An 18,555-nucleotide genomic window follows, 5' to 3' on the forward strand; every position below is an offset into this window, starting at 1 on the left:
AGCGCTAGAGGCTAAAAATGCTCTAAAAAAAGAGCGCCCGGTACTACCGGGCGCTTTTTTTTGTGGAGGCTCAGTCCTGTGGCCTGAAGCCAATGGTCAATGAAGGCGGCACGCGGCCATCCACATCGCGCGGCAGGGTCTCGGTCTTATCCAGGGCGCGGAGCACTGCGTCATCCCAGGCCTTGTTGCCGCTGGACTGCACCAGGCGTTTGCCCACGATGGTGCCATCGGGCGAAAGGCGGACTTCCACCTCGGCGCGCGGGTTGCCTGAGATCGCGTCGGGGTACACGATGTTGGGCTTGACCTTGGCTGCAACCTTGCCGCCATAGCTGCCCGACGGACCAGCGCTGCGCTGGGCTGTGCCTGTGGCGTTCTCGCCGCCCGTGGCCCTCGCCAGGCCCTGGAGGCGGCGCAGGTTGGCTTCCCGCTGTTCTGCCAGCTGTTTAGCCTCCGCGTCGGCCTTGCGCTTGGCGGCTTCGTCCGCCTTGCGCTTGTCTTCGGCCAGCTTCTTTTGCTTGTCCTGCTCGGCCTTCTTCTGCTCAGCCAGCTGCTTTTCGCGCTGTTCCTTTTCTTTTTCCTTCTCCTTTTGCAGGCGTTCCTTCTTTTCCTGCTCCAGGCGGTCGCGGCGTTCGTCTTCCTTGCGCTCACGGTCGCGCTTTTCACGTTCCAACTGCTGCTCGCGCGCCTTCTTCTCCTGCTCCAGGCGCTTTTTTTCGCGTTCAATGGCGATGTCCGCCTCGCGCGTGTCGGGCGGCTCCACGGCGCGGGGGGGCGGTGGTGGTGGTGGCGGAGCGGGCGGACGCACTTCCGGGGGAGCGGGTGGCGGCGGCGGGGGCTCCACGGCGCGTGGTGCGGCATGCTGGGGCACCGCAGCCCACAGTTCGGCCTCCACCGCAGGCTGGTCGGCGCTGTTCTTCCAGTTCACGCCCCAGGTGAGCGCACCGATGAGCACGACATGCACCAGCACCGCCAGTGAAATGGCGCGCAAGCGTGCCGGGGGGCGGGGCGGGGAAAACTGGTCGCGGTCGTTGTGGGCGTGCATGGGCTTCAGAGCGGCGGGCGTGCGTTCGGTTCAACCACCCTGTTTGACGGAAAGACCCACGCGTTGCACGCCCGCCTTTTGCAAGGCATCCATGGCTTTCACCACGTTTTCGTACTGCACGCCCTTGTCGGCGCTGATGACCACGGCACTGGCGCTATCAGCACCCTGGGCCTTCTGCCAGCGGCTGGCCGCGTCGCCGATCTCTCGCTGGTTCAGACTGCGTGTGGCTTCGGGCGTCTTGAACTGCAGCGTGCCGTCCTTGTTGACGATGACCTGGGCCACCACCTTGGGCATGTTCTTGCCTTTGCCCACGCTGGGCACATCAACAACGCCCGGCGTCAACATGGGCGCCGTCACCATAAAGATGATGAGCAGCACCAGCATGACGTCGATGAACGGGACCATGTTGATCTCGTTGATGGTGCGGCGGCCTCGACCGCGGGATGCCATGGCGGGCATGTGGGCCTCCGTGCTCAGTGGCCCGAGGCCGTATGGCCTGCGGGTGCGGGCTGGGCGCCCAGATTGCGCTGCAGGATGTTGGAGAACTCTTCGATGAAGGTCTCCTGGTGCGTGGCCACGCGGTCGATGTCGCGGGCAAAGCGGTTGTAGGCGATCACAGCGGGGATGGCGGCAAACAGGCCGATGGCGGTGGCCACCAGGGCTTCGGCAATGCCAGGCGCCACGGTGGCCAGCGTGACCTGCTCCATGCCCGCAAAGCCGGTGAACGCGTGCATGATGCCCCACACGGTGCCAAACAGGCCCACGTACGGCGACACGGAGCCGACCGACGCCAGGAATGACAGGCTCGATTCGACCACGTCCATCTCGCGCTGGAAGCTCGCGCGCATGGCGCGGCGTGCGCCGTCGAGCAGGGTGCCGGGGTCCACGATGCGGCGCTCACGCAGCTTCTGGTATTCACGCATGCCGCTGGCAAAAATACGTTCCATGGGACCGGCCTGCTTGGCGTTTTGTGCGGCACTGGCGTACAGGTCGTTCAGGCTGGTGCCCGACCAGAACTCGCGCTCGAAATCCTCATTGAGCGCTTTCACGCGCTTGAGCGAAAACAGCTTTCGGAAGATGGCTGCCCAACTGGCGACGGAGACGCCCAGCAACAGCAGCATCACGAGTTGCACCACCCAGCTGGCGTGCAGCACCAGGGTGATGATGGACATGTCTTGGGAGTTCATGGTGAGAGTTGTTCCAGCAGGGTGTTCGGAATTCTTGCGGGGCGCATGGTGGCAGCATCAACCCATCCGATGCGGATGGTGCCTTCGCTCAGCAACAAAGGGGCTTGTTCGGTCATCTGCTCTGGTTTCAGGAGCGCGCGCTGCACTATTGTCAACGATGCGCGGCCCGAGGCCTGCAGGGCGGCGGTAACAATCAGTTCATCGTCCAGCCGTGCAGGCCGGTGGTAGCGAAGCTGGGCATCGGTTACGACAAACATGCCCCCGGTTTGTTCCCGCAATCGCTGCTGACCCACGCCCAGCGACCGCAGCCATTCGGTGCGAGCGCGCTCGAAGAACTTGAGGTAGTTGGCATAGAACACGATGCCGCCGGCATCGGTGTCCTCCCAATACACGCGGATGGGGAACTCGAATGCCATCGCGCGTTACCCCAGCACGCTGCGCAGCCGCGCCACAGACTCTTGGAGTTGCGCCATGGAGTTGGCGGTGGAAAAGCGCACAAACCGTTCTGGCTCGGCCGTGCCGAAGTCACGCCCTGGCGTCACGGCGATGTGCGCACGGCGCATCAGCTCAAAAGCAAAGTCCCAGCTGCCGCTGACACCCAGGCGCTCGGCGGCCTGCGTGCAGTCCGCCCAGGCGTAGAAGGCACCGTCGGGCATCACCGGCACCGAAAGGCCCATGGACTGCAGGGCGGGGATAAAGAAGTCGCGCCGGGCCTTGAACTCGGCGCGGCGGCGTTCGTATTCAGCAATGCTCTCTGCCTCGAAGCAGGCCAGCGCCGCGTGTTGCGACACGGTGCTGGCGCAGATGAACAGGTTCTGCGCCAGGCGTTCGACCACCGGCACCATGGCTTCGGGCACTACCATCCAGCCCAGGCGCCAGCCGGTCATGTTGAAGTATTTGCTGAAGCTGTTGATGCTGATGATGTTGTCGTCGATGGCCAGTGCGGTGTGGCCAAACTCTTCCTCGTACGACAGGCCCAGGTAGATCTCGTCGATCATCGTGATGCCGTCATGCGCGTGGACCACTTCGTGGATTCGGCGCAGCTCACCGGGCGCGATGGAAGTGCCGGTGGGGTTGGACGGCGATGCGAGCAGCACACCCCGCGTCTTGTCCGTCCAGGCCGCACGCACCTTGTCGGCGCTCAGCTGGTAGCGTTCTGCGGCCGTGGTGGGCAGCAGCACGGCCTTGCCCTCGGCGGCGCTCACGAAGTGGCGGTTGCAGGGGTAGCTGGGGTCGGGCATCAGGATCTCGTCGCCCGACTCGATCAGCGCCAGGCACGCCAGCTGCAGCGCGGCCGAAGCACCGGCCGTGACCACGATGCGGCGTGCAGGCACATTGACGCCAAAGCGGCTCTGATACCAGCCGCTGATGCGCTCGCGCAGCGCATCCAGCCCCAGCGCGTTGGTGTACTGCGTAGCGCCGCTGTGCACGGCGCGCGCGGCGGCCTCTTGCACCAGGGGCGGCGCGGTGAAGTCCGGCTCGCCGATGTTCAGGAAGATCATCGGCGAGCGCGTGCCCGCCACCTCGCGGGCCAGGGCCTGCGCGGCCTTGGCGACCTCCATCACATAGAACGGTTCGATGCGCTCAGCGCGCGTGGAAAACTTCATGGGAAGGTGTCCTGCCCGTGCGGGTCGGGTGTTGCTCGGAAACTCAAGAAAGAAGGCCCCGTGCGTGGCAGTGGGTTGCACGCGCGGGAGCCTTTCGGCGGGGGGGCGCTCAGGCTTCGTCGGCGGGCGCGCCAGGCATTGCGCCCGGGGCCTTGTCGGCCGCCACTTCCAGCGCACGCAGCTTGGGGGCCAGGCCGTTGAGCACGGCGTTCACGTACTTGTGGCCATCGGTGCCGCCAAACTCTTTGGCAAGCTCAATGCACTCGTTGAGCACCACACGCCATGGCACGTCCAGGCAGTGCTGAAACTCGTACACGCCGATCCACATCACGGCGTGCTCGATGGGCGAGATCTCGGCCATCTTGCGGTCCAGCAGCGGGGTGATCAGCGCGTCCAGGTCGGCGGCGGTGTTGATGCAGCCGTGCAGCAGTGCGTCGTAGTGCACCGAATCGGCCTTGTGAAAGCCCGCCAGGTCGCGGGTGAACGCGTCGATGGCGTGCGCATCGTTCCCGCCCACCAGGTGCTGGTACAGCGCCTGTAGCGCGAATTCGCGCGCGCGGCTGCGGTTGGACTTGGAGGCTGCCTTGCGCGTGCCCGTGCTCTTGAGCCCGGTGCGGGCCTGCTTGGGCGGGCGTGCCGAGGACGGCGTGGGGGTGTTTTCGCTCATGACAGCTCGTCCAGCAGGTTGGCCATTTCCACCGCAACGCGGGCGGCATCGGTGCCTTTTTCGGTCTGGCGGGCGATGGCCTGCTCGACGTTTTCGGTGGTGATGATGGCGTTGGCAATCGGGATCTGGTAGTCCAGCGACAGGCGCGTGACGCCCGCGCCGGATTCGTTGGCCACCAGTTCGAAGTGGTAGGTCTCGCCACGGATGATGCAGCCCAGCGCAATCAGCGCGTCGAATTCATCGCTTTCGGCCATGGCCTGCAAGGCCACGGGCACCTCCAGCGCGCCGGGCACCAGCACGTGCTTGATGTGCTTTTCTTGCACGCCCAGCGCCAGCAACTCGGCGCGGCAGGCGGCCGCCAGCGTGTTGGTGATGCTCTCGTTGAAGCGGGCCTGCACGATGCCGATGTGCAATTTCTTGCCGTCCAGCTTGTCCGCTGTTCCTTTGTCTGCGCCAAACATGTTCTTTATTCCTTGGGGATGAAGCCGGTGATTTCGAGGCCGTAGCCGGCCATGCTGGGCATGCGGCGGGGCTGGCCCATCAGAGCCATCTTGTGCACGCCACATTCGCGCAGGATCTGCGCGCCCACGCCATAGGTGCGCAGGTCCATGCGGCCGCGTTCAGGCGCTTGGGCTGCGCGGGCGGTGCCTTCAAACTGCGCCAGCAGCTGGGCGGCGCTTTCACCGCAGTTCAGCAGCACGGCCACGCCCTTGCCTTGCTTGACGAGGTATTGCAGGCTGGTATCTAGGCCCCACGAGTGCATGGAGCGGTTGACTTCGAGCGCGTCGAACACCGACAGGGGCTCGTGCACGCGCACAGGTACCACGTCGTCGGCGCTCCACTGGCCCTTGACCAGCGCCAGGTGCACGGCCTGGCTGGGTTTGTCGCGGAAAGCGTGGGTGGTAAATTCGCCGTAGGCGGTCTGCAGCGTGCGCGTGCCGACCTTTTCGACCAGCGACTCGTTGCGGCTGCGGTATTCGATGAGGTCGGCAATGGTGCCGATCTTCAGGCCGTGCTCGGCCGCAAACAACTGCAGGTCGGGCAGGCGGGCCATGGTGCCGTCGTCCTTCATGATCTCGCAGATCACCGATGCGGGGCTGCAGCCTGCCATGGCGGCCAGGTCGCAACCGGCTTCGGTATGGCCTGCGCGCATGAGCACGCCGCCATCCACGGCCTGCAGCGGGAAGATGTGGCCAGGCTGCACCAGGTCGGTGGGCTTGGAGTTGCGGTCCACCGCCACCTGCACGGTGCGGGCACGGTCGGCCGCCGAGATGCCGGTGGTCACACCCTCGGCCGCCTCGATGGAGACGGTGAACGCCGTGCTGTACACCGTGCCATTGCGCGCGGCCATGGGGGGCAGCTTGAGGAACTCGCAGCGCTCACGGCTCAATGTCAGGCAGATCAGGCCCCGGCCGAAGCGGGCCATGAAGTTGATGGCCTCGGGCGTCACGTGGTCGGCGGCCAGGACGAGGTCGCCTTCGTTTTCGCGGTCTTCTTCATCCACCAGGATGACGATGCGCCCGGCGCGCATCTCGGCCACGATGTCCTCGACGGGGGAGATCGGCACGGGGGTGAGGGGGGAAGTCATGGAAGGGCGGGCTTTCGGTGGGCCGCGCGGGTGGCGCGCACCGCACGCTGTCCGGCCACGACCCGGGAGGGTCGATTCCAAAGAGCGGGCAGTGCGGGGCTGGCCGCACGGTGCGGGAGCGCTCTGCGCCCCGAAAGCCGGGATTTTAGTTCACTTGGGGCGCGGCCAAGGCGGATCACGCAGTCGAGCGGCCGCCGTCATGCCCGGCCAGCGCGCCGGCCACGATCAAGCCGACCAGCAGCATCAGGGACAGCATCTTGACGCCGCTGGCCACCGTCAGCACTGTGGGCCAGTGGGCGAGGTGCATGTGCAGCGTGGCAAAGTTTTCCACGAGGTCCGACACCACGAGCGTGCCCATCGCCCAGTGTGCATGGCGCGAAAGGCCACCCAGGGCCCGGCCCGGCGGCACGGCCCGTGCGACCAGCCGCCGCACGGCCCACGCCACCGGGTAGGCCAGCCACAGGGTGTAGCAGGCGAGCAGGGCCCAATCCAAGGCGATGACGCGGCGCACGCCCTCGGCGTTGCACATCACCTCCCAGCTGGCATGCCAGTGGGCCGACAGCTGAAAGCCCGTGGGCAGGATCTGCAGCCACAACGGCGCGGTATCCAGGTCGCAGGCGCGGTAGCCAGCGAGGGTGGTGATGGCGTACAGCACGGCCGTGGCGGCTGCCAGCGCTATGCCCATCCAGCGCCAGGGTTGCGTGCGCGGCACGGTGCTGGCGGGCACGGCGCCGTCCACCGGGCGGGCCGTGGGGTCGATGAAGTCGCTGGTCTCACGGCCACGGGCGTTCAGGCCGGTCCAGACCCAGTAGGGGCAGTCATACGCCTGGTCGTGCATGGCGGTGAGCGGGTCGCCGGGCTGCAGCCGGCTCTTGTCCACCCGCAAGCCCTGGGCAGCGGCTTCGTCCACCATCCAGGCCAGCGTGATGTTGGACAGCCCGTCGCGCGCGTACGAGCCGCCCACGTCGCTGTGCACGCCGCGGAACCAGCGCTGGTCGTAGCTGCGCCAGGACTGCTCCTCGGCGGTGAAGTGCGGGTCTTCGTAGCGGCGGGGCGTGTACTTGCTGCGCGATTCATACAGCGACATGGCATGGCGCACGTGGGCAAAGCGCTTGCAGTCGAAGTCGGTGGAGTTGCTGATCTTGATGCTGCCCAGTCCGCCCAGGCCGATGGCCTCCACCGTGTCCCACACGCCCACGAAGTGCACCAGCGGCGTGCGGCCCAGCGAGAAGTTGTTGATCACGTCCTCCGCAAATTTCTCCCGGTCTTTGGTGCCAGCCTGGTTTTTGTGGCCGCGCGGCGCAAAGTAGGTGCGCACCAGCGTTTCGATGAGCGGCAGCCCCTCGGTGTGGATCAGGCCGTACATGTTGATCATCCCGGCCACCGACCGCGCCGTGAATGCGCCGCGCGAGAAGCCGAACAGGTAGATCCGGTCGCCCCGCTGGTAGGTATTGACGAGGAACCGGTAGGCCTCTGCGATGTTGGGGAACACACCGTTGCCCAGTGCCAGCCCTGCCAGTTGCCGCAGCTGGTTCTTGGCCTCGGACACGATCCCGTCCGCCGGGAACTCGTTGGTCGTGCCCACGCCGGGGTCGTAGTAAACGAGCTGGGTGGGCTCCTTGCCCGATGGGTCGTGGCCCTTGCCGAGCATGCGCAGCAGTTTGACCACATTGGTGTCCTGCTGGTTGCCCAGAATGTTGCTGGTGCCGTCGAACAGCAGCACCAGGTTACGGCCAGGCTTTTCGGCCCATTGCGCGTCCGCCGCGATGCACTGGGTCAGGATGTCCTCGCGGGTGGGGGGACGGTAGGCGGCGCGCGGTGGATTCGTGGCTACTGCGGCCGGTGTGGCAAATGCGTTCATGAAGTCCCCCCTCGCTCTGCAATCAATCATGACTGACGCAAACAGTGCTCAGGCAAGCGACACGCCCACGGCAAAGCCGGTTGCTGCATCCCGATTGGCGTAAGTCCTCAATGTATGTGCCGCAGATTCTGGGTGACTACTGCCGGGCATGGCAAGCAGGAAAGCGCCATTCGGGGGGGCGAGCCGGGGCAGGGGGCAGGCCCCTTCAGCCAACGTCAGATGCTTTGCGCTTGCAACCGCACGTCGCTTGCCGGGTAGGCCACACAGGGCAGCACGCAGCCCTCTGCCTTTTCTTCGGCGGACAGGCCGGGCCACTCGATGGCATAACGCACTTCGCCTTCGATCAGCATGCCGAGGCAGGTGCGGCAGGTGCCGTTGCGGCAGGAGCTGGGCCAGTCGATGCCGCCTTGCTCCAGCGACAACAGCAAGGGCTGCTCGGGCCAGGCGTCGCATTGCTGGCCGTCGGGCTCGACCTTGGCGGTGAAAAACGGGGCTGCGGTGGGTGTGTTCATGGGGTGCGTTTCTTCAAGCGTTGCGGGAGGCGTGTGTCCAAACCAGCAGCAGGTTGTTGGCGGGCATCGCATGCCGTGCGGCCAGTTGCAGGTCGGCCCGGGCGGCGACGGCGGCCACGTCTTCGATGCGGCGGATGCCCCAGTCGCCGTCTTGTGCGCGCAGGCTGGCGTCGAAAGACAAGTTGCCAGGCGCGGTGGGCACGCCATCTTCCAGGTACGGGCCGTAGGTGACGAGGTGGCCGCCCGGCGTCAGGTGGCGGGCGGCGCCTTGCATCAGCCCCGTGCAGCAGGCCCAGGGCGCGATGTGCAGCATGTTGGCGCAGTAGACCAGGTCGAACGACGCGGCGCCGAACGCCGGGCCTTCGCTGGGCCAGCGGTCATGCAGCACGTCCAGTCGCTGTGGCGCCCGCACGTTGCGGGCACCTGCCTGCTCGGCCCAGGCGGTGATCGATGCGAAGTGGGTGTTGTGCAGGTCTGTGGGCTGCCAGGTCCAGCCGGGCAGGGCGGTTGCAAAGTGCGCGGCGTGCTGGCCGGTGCCGCTGGCAATCTCCAGCGCGGCGCCGGTAGGTGGCAACAGGGCCAACAGCTTCGCCAGGATGGGGCCCTGGTTGCGTTCGGCGGCGGGGCTGTGCTGGAGGGGGGCGGTGGTCACTGAGTATTTTGGTATTTTTAGCCTCTAGCGCTTATCTGGTAAGCGCTAGAAGCTATGAAATAAAGAGCGCTTCGAAGAAGCCGACGGGGACTGTACCCCAGATGCTTTGTCCCGGCTGCACTGCCTGTTTTTTAGGCGGGATAAGAAGTTTCCTTGTAAATCAATGACTTAAAACTGTCATACAAGGCTTGTTCAGAGTTATCCACAAGATTGTCCAGTCTGGGAAGGGATAACCGGGGGTTTTGGGGCCATTTGAGGGCGACAGCAGCGGGGGCGGATCGGGTTTTGTAATTGCCTGTTTTTTGAGCGTCACAAGGATATTCTTTGTAAATCAATCACTTAAGGCGTCCATACAAGGCTTATCCAAGGTTATCCACACCATTGTCCAGTGCAGAACGGGATAACCATCGCAATGCTGTTCTGCATTGCCCAAAAATGAGGCAGTGCAGGGTGGTTCTTTACAAATCAAGCACTTGGCGTTGTCATACAGGGCTTGTCAAAACTTATCCACATGATTGTCCAGTGCTGACAGGGATAACCCGCAGGTGGTGGGCTGCGGGGTGTTCAGGGGGTGACCTTCACGCCCTTCCAGAACGCCACGCGGCCTTTGATTTCTTCGGCTTCGGGCTTGGGGTCGGCGTAGAACCAAGCGGCGTCGGTGTTCATTTCGCCGTTGACCAGCAGCGACAGGTAGCTGGCCTGGCCCTTCCAGGCGCAGGTGGTCTTGTGGTTGCTGAAGGTGAAGTAGTCGCGGTGGAGTGCGCTTTCGGGGAAGTAGTGGTTGCCCTCCACCACCACGGTGTCGTCGCTTTCGGCAACTACTACGCCATTCCAGACTGCTTTCATGGGAAATCCTTGGTAAAAATGGCCGCTGGCGCTTGATTTATAAGCGCTGTTAGCTATGAAATTGTGAGTAATGGGGTGCCGCTGCAGCTGCAAGCCCCCGGAACGGGATTGCGAGGCCGATTATTCCCAATGCGCCGCAGCTGTGCACGGGCCTCTGCGAACGCAGGGTTTTAGACGGATATGCCTTCATTTATTCAGTCGCCTGCGCAACCGGCGGCCAGCGCCGCGTGGCTTACAGTGCAGCGCGCGGTGCCCGCACATTGGGGCTGGGCGCCAGAGGCGGTTTAGAGAGATGTGTTTCGTTTCTATTCCACTGATTGATGGACCAACCAAGACAACAGGACAGGAGAACCTTCACCATGGGTATTGATTTCAAAGGCCGTGTGGCCATCGTGACGGGCGCAGGCGGTGGCCTGGGCCGCCAGCATGCATTGGCTTTGGCAGCGCGCGGCGCCAAGGTGCTGGTCAACGATCTGGGCGGCGCGGTGGACGGCAGCGGCGGTACAGTGAGTGCGGCGCAGGCCGTGGTCGATGAGATCCGTGCTGCGGGCGGCGAGGCGCTGGCCAACGGCGCATCCGTCACCGACTTTGCCGCAGTCGAGGCCATGGTGCAGCAGGCCATCGACGCCTGGGGCCGGGTGGATGTGCTGGTCAACAACGCAGGCATCCTGCGCGACAAGTCATTTTCCAAGATGAGCATGGACGACTTCCGCCTGGTGGTGGATGTGCACCTGATGGGCGCCGCCAACTGCTGCAAGGCCGTGTGGCCGCACATGGTGGCCCAGCAATATGGCCGCATCGTGATGACCACGTCGTCCACCGGCCTGTACGGCAACTTCGGCCAGGCCAACTATGGCGCGGCCAAGCTGGCCCAGGTGGGGCTGATGCAGACCCTGGCCATCGAAGGCGCCAAGTACAACATCCACGTGAACGCCCTGGCCCCCACGGCCGCCACGCGCATGACCGAGGGCCTGATGCCCCAGGAAGTGCTGGACGCCCTGAAGCCCGAGGCCGTGGTGCCCGCCATGCTGGTACTGGCGCACGAAAGCGCACCCACGCGCACCATCCTGTGTGCGGGCGCGGGCACGTTCGAGGCCGCCCACATCACCCTGACGCAGGGCGTTCATCTGGGCATTGGCCCCGATGTGCCCGAGCAACTGGCGGCCCACCTGGCCCAGGTGACGGACCGTGCCGGCGAGCAAGTACCACAAAGTGGCGCAGCCCAAGGAACCAACGAAGTTGGAAAGGCCTTGGCCGCAAGGGCTTGATTTCCCCAGAGGCGGGCCAGCGCTCAACGTGCTAAGTTCCGGGCCGACAGAAGTTGGATCGGTATAAACATATGAGCACACTGCACGAGAGACTGGCCGCCTACCCGGCGGACGCCCTGGGGGGGATTCGCCGCGGCATCGAAAAGGAAGGGCTGCGCGTGCTGCCCACCGGCGGCCTGGCCCTCACACCCCACCCGCTGGCCCTGGGCTCTGCCCTCACGCACCCGCTGATCACGACCGATTACAGCGAGTCGCAGCTGGAGCTGATCACCGGCGCCCACAAGGGCGTGCAGCAGTGCCTGGATGAGCTGACCGAGGTGCATCAGTTTGTGCACCACACCCTCAAGGACAGCGGCGGCGAGCTGCTGTGGGCCTCCAGCATGCCCTGCGGCCTGCCCACCGACGAGACGATTCCGATTGGTCGCTATGGCAGCTCCAATGTGGGCCGCGCCAAGAGCGTGTACCGCATGGGCCTGGGCCACCGCTATGGCCGCCGCATGCAGACCATCTCGGGCATTCACTACAACTGGTCGCTGCCGGGCGTGGACAGCGAGCAGTATTTCGCACTCATCCGCAACTTCCGCCGCCACGCGTTTGTGCTGCTGTACCTGTTCGGCGCGTCGCCCGCCTTGTGCCCCTGTTTTGTGGAAGGGCGCGAGCACCGCCTGGAGCGCATGGAGGGCGGCAGCGCGCTGTACCTGCCCCACGCCACGTCGCTGCGCATGGGCCGCCTGGGCTACCAGAGCGACGCGCAGGCCACGCTGGCCGTGAGCTACAACGGCCTGACGGGCTACGCCAACTCGCTGCACGAGGCGTTGACCAAGCCGTACCCCGCCTACGAAACCGTGGGCGTGCGCAACCCCGGTGGCGACTACAACCAGCTGGGCACCAGCCTGCTGCAGATCGAAAATGAGTTCTACGGCACCATCCGCCCCAAGCGCACCGTGCGCACCGGTGAGCGCCCGCTGCACGCGCTGCGCGAGCGGGGTGTGGAATACGTCGAAGTGCGCCTGATGGACCTGGACCCGTTTGTGCCCGTGGGCATCACCGCGCCCACCATGCGCCTGCTGGACGTGTTCCTGCTGCACTGCCTGCTGTCCGACAGCCCGCCCGACACACCGGCCGAAATTGCCGAACTCAAGCAGAACCAGCACCTCACCGCAGAGCGGGGCCGCGAGCCCGGTTTGCACCTGTCGCGCAACGGCCAGAGTGTGCCGCTGACCGAATGGGGTGCCGAGGTGCTGGCCGCCTGCGAGCCGCTGGCTGCCGCGCTGGATGCCACCCATGGCACCGACGACTACAGCACCGCGCTGCGCGATGCCCGCGCGCTGATGGCTGCGCCCGAGCGCACACCATCGGCCCGCGTTCTCGACAGCATCGTGCAGAGTCACCACAACAGCTTTGAATCCTTTGCCCGCCAGCAGTCCATCGCTGCGCGCGATGCGTTGCTGGGCCTGCCGTGGACGCCTGAACAGCAGGCGCGCTACCTGGCGATGGCAGATGAATCGATTGCCGCGCAGAAAGCCATCGAGGCGGCAGACACGCTGCCGTTTGAAGAATGGCGCGAGCAGTACATGGCGGTGAAGGAGCTCGGGTGATGGGGCGCGCAGGCGTCAGGAAACTCCTGATTTGATAGCTGTCTGCGCTTATCCATCAAGCGCTAGAGGCTATTTAGACGCTAATTTCAGCCTTGCAGCTGCAGCAGCGCCTCTTGCCGCCAGTATTCGGCCGCGTCCAGAAAGCCCTCCCATACGCAGCCATTGCACCCGCGCCCACAGCAGGTCGTTGGCTCGGGCGGCGGGGTGCGCAGCGCAATGCCCATGTCTGCAGCGCGTTGCTGCAGCGACTGGAACATCTGCTGCGCGGTCGCGCCGTCTACAGCGCGGGCCGGGGTTGCCATGGCGAGTGAAGTCACGGCTTGTGGCGCCCGGACTTGGCGCGGCGCACGGCGTACTGCACCCCAAACGCAATGCCCAGCACCAGCGCAAACCAGCCCACCAGGGCCGCCTGGCTCATCAGATCGCGCACGCTGGCAGAGCGGGCGACGTACGGCGCCAGCAGGATGACCAGACCAATCAGGGCCAAGGTCACGCTCTTGAACAGCAGATCCTTGTGGGCCTTGGCGGCGGTGGCTTTGCGCGGTGTGTCGAGAGGGGCTGGCATGCGGGTTTACAACGCTGTGGCGTGGGTAAGTGAGGTCCGCGATTATCCTTGCCACCCTCAGACAGTATTGAAAACACCAGAAAGTACCCCCGCATGGCCATCCAGTGGTTCCCCGGTCACATGCACCTGACCCGTAAAGCCATCACCGAACGCATCAAGGACATTGACGTGGTGATCGAGGTGCTGGACGCCCGCCTGCCCGGCTCCAGCGCCAACCCGCTGCTGGCCGAGATCACCGGCCACAAGCCCACGCTCAAGGTGCTCAACAAGCAGGACGTGGCCGACCCCGAGCGCACGGCGCAGTGGGTGGACTGGTACAACGCCCAGAGCGACACGCGCGCCTTGCCACTCGATGCGTCCGACCCGGCCCCCACGCGCAAGCTGATTGACGCGTGCCACCTGCTGTCGCCCAACCGGGGCGGCATGGCCAAGCCCATGCGGGTGCTGATCTGCGGCGTGCCCAACGTGGGCAAGTCCACGCTCATCAACACGCTCAGCAACAAGCGCCAGGCCAAGACGGGCGACGAGGCCGGCATCACCAAGCTGGAACAGCGCATCACCCTGGCCGACGACTTCTACCTGTGGGACACGCCCGGCATGCTGTGGCCGCGCATTGTGGTGCCCGAAAGCGGCTACAACCTGGCCGCCAGCGGCGCGGTGGGCCGCAATGCCTACGACGAGGAGCTGGTGGCCCTGGAGCTGCTGCGCCGCCTGCAGAAAAACTACGCCCCACTGTTGGAGGCTCGCTACAAACTGGGCCTGCCCGAGGGGGCCGTGGCAACGATGCACGACGAGGAACTGCTCGAAGCCATTGGCCGCAAACGCGGTGCCATGCTGGGTGGCGGCAAGGTCAACCTGCAAAAGACGGCCGAGATCGTGATGACGGATTTCCGCACCGCCATCCTGGGCCGCATCACACTGGAGACGCCCACCGAGTTTGAAGCCTGGCGCGCTGCGGGCCTGGCCGAAGACGCCAAGCGCCAGGCCAAGAAGGATGCGCGCGCCAAGTCCAAAGGCAAGGGCTCGGGTGTGCGCGAGCCTGCACCGGGCAGCGACGACGGCACGGACTGACCGGGTTCCCGGCGCATCCCAGCGGGCGCGCAGGATGCCCGCCGTCGGCGTTGCGTGGCCACCGCTGCTGGCGTTTTGCAGGCAGCCGATCCGTAAGAACTTGAACAGGTTCTAAGGCTGCGGTTACGATGGCCTTCCCCCTGCTACCCCCGTCGCCATGGCCGAAGCCCCCGCTGTTCCGCTGCCCGACCACGAAGACGCCACCACACGCCATCTGGTGCGTGTGGCAGGGTGGGCCGTGATGCTGCTCGGTGGCGTCATCGGCGTGCTGCTGATGTTTGACGACCCCGTGCAGCCTGCGCGTGTGGCGCTCAATCTGGTGGCGGGCCTGGTGGGGGGCTCAGCGCTGTGGCTGGCGCGCCAGCAGCGCTGGACGCAGGCGGCCCACCTGCTGGTGTGGGGCGTGTGGGTATCGGTGTCGTTGGTGGCGGCCCGCAATGGCGGTGTGAACGGCCCCAACCTGCTCAACTACCCGGTGATCATCGTACTGGCCGGCTGGCTGCTGGGGGCCAGGGCCACCCTGACGCTGGTGGGGCTCACGGCGCTGCTGTTCCTGGGGTTCATCTGGGCCGACATCCAGGGCATGTTCAAGCCGGTGCAGGTGGCCAACCGGGTGGCCGGTGCGGTGTACCTGGCAGGCATTCTGGTGCTGACGGCAGCGGCCACGCTGCTGTCGCGCCGCAACTACATGAGCCGGGTGCAGGAGGCGCAGCAGACCGCTACCAACCTGGCTGCCAGCGAGGCTGCACTGCGCAAGCTGCTGCGGGCGGTGGAGCAGAGCCCCGAGAGCATCGTCATCACCGATCTGAAGGAAGACATCGAGTACGTGAATGACGCCTTCGTGCGCCGCACGGGTTATGAGCGCGATGAAGTGGTGGGCAAGGCATCGGCCGACTATTCCAGCAATGGCCTGGCGCCCGCGCAGCGGGACGGCCTGCGCGCCACCCTGGCACGCGGCGAGAGCTGGGCGGGCGAGCAGGTCAACCGCCGCAAGGACGGCGCCGAGATTGCCGAGGCCGTGGTGGTGGCCCCCATCCGCCAGCCTGACGGCCACATCAGCCACTATGTAGAGCTCAAGCAGGACGTCACCGAGCGCAAGCGCGCAGCGCAGGAAATTCATCGCCTGGCGCATTTCGACAGCCTCACCAGCCTGCCCAACCGCTTCACGCTGATGGAGCGGCTGTCTGCGCTGCAGGGCCGCGCGGGCCGCCCGCCCACCACGCAACACGCGCTGCTGCTGCTGGACCTGGACCGCTTCACCACCTTCAACGATGCACGCGGCAGCGAGATGGGCGACCGCCTGCTGTGCGCCGTGGCGCTGCGCCTGTCCGAGATACTGCCCCCCCAGGGCCTGCTGGTGCGTGTGGCGGGCGACGAGTTTGCCGTGGTGCTCCACGGCCTGGGCGCAGACGCCTCGCTGGCGGGCCGGCGTGCCCTGGCCTTTGCCGAAAAGCTGCAGACAGCGTTGCTGCGGCCGCTGCACCTGCAAGACAACGACACCGAAGAAGCCCAGCTGGGTGCTAGCGTGGGCATCACGCTCTATCCGCAAAGCGCCAACGATGTTGCGCACGACGCCCTGCGCCGTGCAGGCACGGCGCTGCACCGCGCCAAGCAGGCCGGTGGTGGGCGGGCGGCCTTCTTCGAGCAGGGCATGGGCGAGGCTGCCGAGCAGCGCTTTCGCGTGGAGCGCGAGCTGCGCCAGGCCATCGGCGCGGGCGAGCTGCGGCTGTACCTGCAGTCGCAGGTAGACGTGTTGGGCCAGATCACCGGGGCTGAGGTGCTGGTGCGCTGGCAGCATCCGCGCGACGGCTTGGTGGCGCCGGGGGTGTTTATCCCCGTGGCGGAAGAGTCGGACCTGATCGTGAGCCTGGGCGGCTGGGTACTCTCCCATGCCTGCGCGCTGCTGGCGCAGCCATTGTTTCAGGAGCGGCGACTGCGGCTGTCGGTCAACCTGAGTGCCCGGCAGTTCCGGCAGGCGGGTTTTGTGCCGCAGCTGCGCGCCATGCTGGCTGCCAGCGGCGCCGACCCGCGCCTGCTCACCCTGGAGGTGACCGAAGGCCTGGTGATCGACGATTTTGACGACGCCGTGGCCAAGATGGGCGAGCTGGCGGCGCTGGGGGTGGACATGTCGCTGGACGACTTTGGCACGGGCTATTCGTCGCTGGCCTATCTCAAGCGCCTGCCGATCCAGGAGATCAAGATCGATCGCTCCTTTGTGCGCGACGCCCCCACCAATGCCGACGATGGCGTGCTGGTGGAAGGCATCCTGTCGGTGGCCCGCCACTTCGGCCTGCGCGTGGTGGCGGAAGGGGTCGAGACCCGCGACCAGGCGGATTTCCTGAGCCAACGCGCACCCGATATCGTGTACCAGGGCTACCTCTTCGGGCGCCCCGAGCCCGACACCGACTGGCTGGCCCGTGCAGCGCTGGTGGGCACTGCCTCCGTAGAGGATGAAGGCTGAATTTCAAGCAAGAATAGCTGCCAGCGCTTATTGGTAAAGCGCGGGCAGCTATTTTTATGATAGCAAGCGGCTTGTCGGCGCATGCGCGCCTCAGCGCCACGGCCTGCGGGTGCTGGGTGACTTACTTGTTCTTCTCTTTGCCACGCGGGATGACGGCGGTCACCGGTGGCATGGGGCGGTCAGAGCCGCCGCTTTCCTTGGGCAGCGAAGTGTCCTTCTTGGGTTTCTTTGCCATCTTGTTGCTGCGTTGTTCGCCTTTGGCCATGGTGCCTCCTGTAAAGGTCTCGGAATGGGACCGTGCCGGGATGGTACGTCACAAACCGGCCCCTTTCAGCGCACGGCGGGCTGCGCCGCAGCGGGGTTCGCCGCGGCAGGCTGCGCTCGCAGAGCCAGGCGCTGGTCATGCGCCAGTGCCAGCGCGTTGAGCACCGCGATGCCTCCACCCAGCGCACAGGTGGCGCCCCAGCCGCCCCATAGCCAGGCCACGGACCCGAGCGCCGACCCGCTGGCCGCGCCCGTGAAGTAGCTGGTCATGTACACCGCGTTGATGCGCGCACGGGCCGTGGGGTCCAGCCGGTAGATCACGTTCTGATTGCTGATGTGCACGCCCTGCAGCGCCAGGTCCACCACCAGCATGCCCACTACAAACCACACCAGGCTGGTGGCGCCCAGCCACAGCGCGCCCCAGCCCAGCAGCAGCAACCCTACCGAAACGGCCGTGGCCACCTGGGCCTGACCACGGTCGGCCATGCGGCCCGCCACATTGGCCATGAGCGCACCGGCCACGCCCGCCAGCCCCACCAGGCCGATGCCCGCATCGCCCAGGCGGTGGGCAGGCCCCGCCAGCAACAGCGCCATGGTGGAGAACAACACGCTGACCGACGCAAACGACAGCCCACCCAGCAAGGCCCGGCTGCGCAGCCTGGGGTGGCGCAGGGCCAGCGTGCCCAGAGAGCGCAGCACCTGGCCATACCCCTGGGCCCGCCCAGCGTTTCGCGAGCGGGGCATTACCCACCACAGCGCCAGCGCCACGGCCACCATGGCCACGCCCGCCTCGCGGTACACCAGCGTCCAGCCGCCCAGTTCAGACAGCAGTCCTGCCACACTGCGCGCCGCCAGAATGCCAACAAGCAGCCCGCTCATCACCAGCCCCACCGCGCGCCCACTGCGGCCCGGCGCAGCCAGCGTGGCCGCCAACGGCACCAGCACCTGCGCAGCCACCGAGAACAGACCCGTCAGCACCGTGCCCAGCGCCAGCAGGGAGTAGCTGCCCGCAAACCCGCTGGTGAACAGCCCCAGAGCCGCCAGCAACATCAGCGTGGTGATGAGCCGCCGCCGCTCCAGCATGTCACCCAGCGGCACTAACAACAACAAACCCGCCGCGTAGGCCACCTGCGCCAGCGTGACGATGAGCGCCGCCGAGGCGTCACGCACCTGCAACTGCGTGGCAATGGAGTGCAGAAGGGGCTGGTTGAAGTAATTGCTGCCCGCGCACAACCCGCAGGCCACGGCCATGAGCAGCAGCACCGGCGTGCTGAGGCCTGGCGCCTCTGCGCGGGGCGTGCTGGGCGGTGTGGTGGATGCGGAGCGGGAGTGCGGTGGAGTGCTCATCTTGGGGACAGTGGTTGCC

Annotated in this window: 20 protein-coding genes; 4 read left to right on the forward strand and 16 right to left on the reverse strand. The window is 66.0% G+C overall.

The genetic code is table 11. The features are described 5' to 3' along the window. Positions 1 to 70 precede the first annotated feature (70 nt). The 12 genes from tolA to ACODS0_RS19400 all read right to left on the reverse strand — a co-directional run bounded on the left by tolA (position 71) and on the right by ACODS0_RS19400 (position 9,962). On the reverse strand, positions 71 to 1,042 hold the full coding sequence (tolA, locus tag ACODS0_RS19345; protein ID WP_488836552.1) for a cell envelope integrity protein TolA: 972 nt from the start codon (positions 1,040 to 1,042) through the stop codon (positions 71 to 73). 30 nt (positions 1,043 to 1,072) lie between these two features. Then, entirely contained in the window at positions 1,073 to 1,501 is a 429-nt protein-coding gene (locus ACODS0_RS19350; RefSeq protein ID WP_055398910.1) for an ExbD/TolR family protein, read from the reverse strand. Between the two features lie 14 nt (positions 1,502 to 1,515). Continuing rightward, complete coding sequence (gene tolQ, locus ACODS0_RS19355; protein WP_055398908.1) at positions 1,516 to 2,229, reverse strand: protein TolQ; 714 nt, start codon at positions 2,227 to 2,229, stop codon at positions 1,516 to 1,518. Then, positions 2,226 to 2,645 carry a tol-pal system-associated acyl-CoA thioesterase gene (ybgC, locus tag ACODS0_RS19360; RefSeq protein ID WP_121419468.1) on the reverse strand — a complete coding sequence of 140 codons (420 nt, stop codon included), beginning with the start codon at positions 2,643 to 2,645 and terminating at the stop codon, positions 2,226 to 2,228. The genes tolQ and ybgC overlap by 4 nt, the downstream gene beginning before the upstream one ends. Before the next feature lie 6 nt (positions 2,646 to 2,651). After that, the gene (locus tag ACODS0_RS19365) at positions 2,652 to 3,836 is read right to left on the reverse strand and encodes a pyridoxal phosphate-dependent aminotransferase (protein WP_488836555.1); all 1,185 of its coding nucleotides are present in this window, start codon (positions 3,834 to 3,836) and stop codon (positions 2,652 to 2,654) included. A 109-nt stretch (positions 3,837 to 3,945) separates the two neighbouring features. Then, positions 3,946 to 4,503: a transcription antitermination factor NusB gene (gene nusB / locus ACODS0_RS19370; RefSeq protein ID WP_121419470.1), complete on the reverse strand. Its 558-nt coding sequence runs from the start codon at positions 4,501 to 4,503 to the stop codon at positions 3,946 to 3,948. Then, complete coding sequence (gene ribH / locus ACODS0_RS19375) at positions 4,500 to 4,964, reverse strand: 6,7-dimethyl-8-ribityllumazine synthase (protein ID WP_055398902.1); 465 nt, start codon at positions 4,962 to 4,964, stop codon at positions 4,500 to 4,502. Before ribH ends, nusB begins: the two co-directional genes overlap by 4 nt. A 5-nt stretch (positions 4,965 to 4,969) precedes the next feature. Beyond that, positions 4,970 to 6,091 (reverse strand): bifunctional 3,4-dihydroxy-2-butanone-4-phosphate synthase/GTP cyclohydrolase II, encoded by a 1,122-nt coding sequence (gene ribBA / locus ACODS0_RS19380; RefSeq protein WP_488836558.1) that lies wholly within the window; start codon positions 6,089 to 6,091, stop codon positions 4,970 to 4,972. A gap of 175 nt (positions 6,092 to 6,266) precedes the next feature. Next, positions 6,267 to 7,952: a T6SS phospholipase effector Tle1-like catalytic domain-containing protein gene (locus ACODS0_RS19385; protein ID WP_488836560.1), complete on the reverse strand. Its 1,686-nt coding sequence runs from the start codon at positions 7,950 to 7,952 to the stop codon at positions 6,267 to 6,269. A gap of 215 nt (positions 7,953 to 8,167) precedes the next feature. Next, positions 8,168 to 8,464: a 2Fe-2S iron-sulfur cluster-binding protein gene (locus ACODS0_RS19390; RefSeq protein WP_487262330.1), complete on the reverse strand. Its 297-nt coding sequence runs from the start codon at positions 8,462 to 8,464 to the stop codon at positions 8,168 to 8,170. Between the two features lie 13 nt (positions 8,465 to 8,477). Next, positions 8,478 to 9,116: a DUF938 domain-containing protein gene (locus ACODS0_RS19395; protein ID WP_488836562.1), complete on the reverse strand. Its 639-nt coding sequence runs from the start codon at positions 9,114 to 9,116 to the stop codon at positions 8,478 to 8,480. A 564-nt stretch (positions 9,117 to 9,680) separates the two neighbouring features. Then, positions 9,681 to 9,962 (reverse strand): DUF427 domain-containing protein, encoded by a 282-nt coding sequence (locus tag ACODS0_RS19400; RefSeq protein WP_055398894.1) that lies wholly within the window; start codon positions 9,960 to 9,962, stop codon positions 9,681 to 9,683. A 359-nt stretch (positions 9,963 to 10,321) separates the two neighbouring features. Here ACODS0_RS19400 and ACODS0_RS19405 point away from each other — a divergent pair, with 359 nt between their 5' ends. Further along, positions 10,322 to 11,230 (forward strand): SDR family oxidoreductase, encoded by a 909-nt coding sequence (locus tag ACODS0_RS19405; protein ID WP_488836564.1) that lies wholly within the window; start codon positions 10,322 to 10,324, stop codon positions 11,228 to 11,230. Positions 11,231 to 11,301: 71 nt separating this feature from the next. Continuing rightward, positions 11,302 to 12,828, forward strand: coding sequence for a glutamate--cysteine ligase (gene gshA / locus ACODS0_RS19410; protein WP_431152398.1), 1,527 nt, complete (start codon positions 11,302 to 11,304; stop codon positions 12,826 to 12,828). An 86-nt stretch (positions 12,829 to 12,914) separates the two neighbouring features. On the opposite strand, the gene ACODS0_RS19415 is transcribed toward gshA, so the two are convergent. Both ACODS0_RS19415 and ACODS0_RS19420 read right to left on the reverse strand, forming a co-directional pair. Then, the gene (locus tag ACODS0_RS19415; protein ID WP_055398886.1) at positions 12,915 to 13,130 is read right to left on the reverse strand and encodes an oxidoreductase-like domain-containing protein; all 216 of its coding nucleotides are present in this window, start codon (positions 13,128 to 13,130) and stop codon (positions 12,915 to 12,917) included. Between the two features lie 11 nt (positions 13,131 to 13,141). Continuing rightward, complete coding sequence (locus ACODS0_RS19420) at positions 13,142 to 13,393, reverse strand: hypothetical protein (protein ID WP_055398885.1); 252 nt, start codon at positions 13,391 to 13,393, stop codon at positions 13,142 to 13,144. A 93-nt stretch (positions 13,394 to 13,486) separates the two neighbouring features. On the opposite strand from ACODS0_RS19420, the gene ylqF reads away from it, so the two are divergent. Beyond that, positions 13,487 to 14,464, forward strand: a complete 978-nt coding sequence (gene ylqF / locus ACODS0_RS19425) for a ribosome biogenesis GTPase YlqF (protein ID WP_055398883.1) — start codon at positions 13,487 to 13,489, stop codon at positions 14,462 to 14,464. Between the two features lie 157 nt (positions 14,465 to 14,621). Continuing rightward, complete coding sequence (locus tag ACODS0_RS19430) at positions 14,622 to 16,925, forward strand: putative bifunctional diguanylate cyclase/phosphodiesterase (protein WP_488836568.1); 2,304 nt, start codon at positions 14,622 to 14,624, stop codon at positions 16,923 to 16,925. A 121-nt stretch (positions 16,926 to 17,046) separates the two neighbouring features. Here the strand turns inward: ACODS0_RS19430 and ACODS0_RS19435 are convergent, their stop codons facing one another. Both ACODS0_RS19435 and ACODS0_RS19440 read right to left on the reverse strand, forming a co-directional pair. After that, positions 17,047 to 17,190, reverse strand: a complete 144-nt coding sequence (locus ACODS0_RS19435) for a hypothetical protein (RefSeq protein ID WP_199727021.1) — start codon at positions 17,188 to 17,190, stop codon at positions 17,047 to 17,049. 65 nt (positions 17,191 to 17,255) lie between these two features. Beyond that, positions 17,256 to 18,536 carry an MFS transporter gene (locus ACODS0_RS19440; protein ID WP_488836570.1) on the reverse strand — a complete coding sequence of 427 codons (1,281 nt, stop codon included), beginning with the start codon at positions 18,534 to 18,536 and terminating at the stop codon, positions 17,256 to 17,258. Positions 18,537 to 18,555 lie beyond the last annotated feature (19 nt).

This window comes from Acidovorax sp. FG60, assembly GCF_057808995.1.